This window comes from Actinosynnema sp., from assembly GCF_052038725.1.
Genome location: NZ_JBQGCX010001493.1, coordinates 1 through 2,337 on the forward strand (window position 1 = coordinate 1; position 2,337 = coordinate 2,337).

The window sequence follows — 2,337 nt, forward strand, 5'->3', positions numbered from 1 at the left end:
GGTGCCGGTGCTGCTCGGACAGCCACTCCACGGTGGTCGCGCCCACCGCGGGCTCGGCGGGGCCGCGCGCGGTGCGGCTGATCCGCTCGTCGTTGAACACGCTGGTCCGGTCCAGCGCCACGCCGCGCTCGGCGTTGATCCGCTCCACCAGCGCGTAGAGCGCGGGAGGGTCGTAGCGGCCGTGCGCGTAGCCCGCCCGCGACGCCTCCCACGCGCGCCGCACCACCTCGGAGAAGGCGCGCGCCCCGGCGAAGTCGACCGACACCAGCACCTCCTGGTACAGGCAGCCGACCGCGTCGAACGACTCCGGGGTGTCGCGGTTGGCCACGGCCACCTGGAGCCCGCACCTGCGGTTCCCCGTCGTGACCGCGAGCAGCGCCAGCACGCCTGCGAGCAGCGCCGTCGACCCGGTCGTCCGGTAGCGGCGGCACAGCGCGGGCAGCGCGGTCGCGAGCGCGGGCGAGGTCAGCCTGGCGACCTTGAAGCGGGGGTGCTCGCCGGGGCCGGGCGGTCCGGGGAACGGGGTGGGCGGGAGCGCGCGGAGCTGCTCGGCCCAGTACGCCAGCGAGTCGCGCAGCAGCCGCTGCCCCTCGGGGCCCGCCTCGAAGGCGGCCTGGTCGGCGGGTTGCAGCACGGGCCCGTCCTCGGGGGCGCCGTCCGGCCCTTCGGCCAGCCGCAGCCCGAGCCGCACGGCGCTCCAGCCGTCCAGCGCCACGTGGTGCCCGACGAGCACGACGTGCGTGACGCGCTCGCCGTCGACCACCAGCGCCACCCGCACCGGGTGTGCCGTGACCAGGTCGAACGGTTCGGCGGACAGCTCGGCGCGCACCCGCGCGGCCACCTGCCCGCCCGCGCCGGAGGCGTCCGCCAGCAGCACCCGCGCCCGCCCGGACGCGGCGGCCACCTGGGTCACCGCGCCGTGCTCGTCGACCTTGAGCGTGCTGCGCAGGACGGCGTGCCGCGCCACCAGCGCCGCGACGTCCGCGAGCACGTCCGCGACGCGGCGGCCGGGGGAAGGGGTGGTGTGCGAGACGTTGAGCAGGGCGCAGTCGTGCGGGGCCAGCCGGTGGTGCGCGATCCACATCGTGCGCTGCGCCCAGGTGAGCGGCGCGGTGGTGGCGAGGGCCCCGGAGAAGGGCGCGTCGGCCCAGCGATCGGACATGGGTCCTCCCCGGTGCGGCGGGTCGCCCGGAAATGTCCCATTCCGGTCGAGGCGGGACTGTAAAGATCATCAGCGGCGGGTGTCAAGAACTTCGCTCAGGGTGACGCGAGGCCCCTCCGAACGCTTTTCGATCACTCCAACGTCGTATTGCTGGCCGATACCGCTTGCCCTAGCGTCGTCCGGCGGAACGAGGGGTTACCGCCGCACTTCGACGCTCCGGGAGAAAACCGTGCGAATTCCACTACGGCCTCAGCGCGCGCTTTTCCGGAAATTATTCGGCGGCGGCCGGTGACGCGCTCCGCCGACCCCCGCGTCGCGGTCGTCGGGGCGGGGTGCGCCCTGCCGGGAGGCATCAGCGATCCCGATGGGCTGTGGCGGGCGCTGCGCGAGGGCGTCGACGCCACCGGCCCGATGCCGCCGACCCGCTGGGACCTCGACGCGCTGCACGACCCCGACCCCTCCCGGCCCGACCGGTCCCCCGTGCGCACCGGGGCCTTCCTGGACGACGTGTCCGGGTTCGACGCCGGGCTGTTCCGCGCCGCGCCGCCCGCCGCCGCCGCGACCGACCCGCAGCAGCGCCTGCTGCTGGAGGTGTTCTGGTCCGCGCTGGAGCACGCCAACATCGCCCCGGACTCGCTGCGGAACACCGACACCGGCGTCTACGTCGGCCTGGGCACCGAGGACTACTCGGTGCTCGCCACCGCCCGCCCGCCCGACGCGCACGCGCTGCTCGGCCTCAACCGCGCCATGGCGGCGGGCCGGGTCGCCCACCTGCTCGGCACGCGCGGCCCCGCGCTCCAGGTCGACACCACCTGCTCCTCCGGGCTGGTGGCCACCCACCTGGCCGTGCGCGACCTGCGCTCCGGCGACTGCGACGTGGCGCTCGTGGGCGGCGCGCACCTGCTGCTGACCCCGTGGTCCGTGCTGGCCCGCTGCCGCACCAACGCCCTGTCGCCCACCGGGGCCTGCCGGGCGTTCGACGCGGGCGCCGACGGGTTCGCGCTCGGCGAGGGCGCGGTGGCGCTGGTGCTCAAGCGCCTGGCCGACGCCGAGCGCGACGGCGACCCCGTGCTCGGGGTGCTGCGCGGCTCGGCGGTCAACCACGACGGCCCCAGCGCGGGGCTGACCGCGCCCAGCCAGGACGCGCAGGAGGCGGTGCTGGCCAAGGCGCTGGC

At 76.1% G+C, this 2,337-nt stretch carries 2 protein-coding genes; one reads left to right on the forward strand and one right to left on the reverse strand.

The window, feature by feature from the left end; translation table 11 throughout:
- Positions 1 to 1,162: condensation domain-containing protein (locus ACTUAL_RS31525; protein WP_440902773.1), on the reverse strand; the 1,162-nt coding region annotated here is incomplete at its 3' end.
- 288 nt (positions 1,163 to 1,450) lie between these two features.
- Between ACTUAL_RS31525 and ACTUAL_RS31530 the strand changes: the two genes are divergently transcribed.
- On the forward strand, positions 1,451 to 2,337 hold an 887-nt coding region (locus tag ACTUAL_RS31530; RefSeq protein ID WP_440902774.1), incomplete at its 3' end, for a polyketide synthase.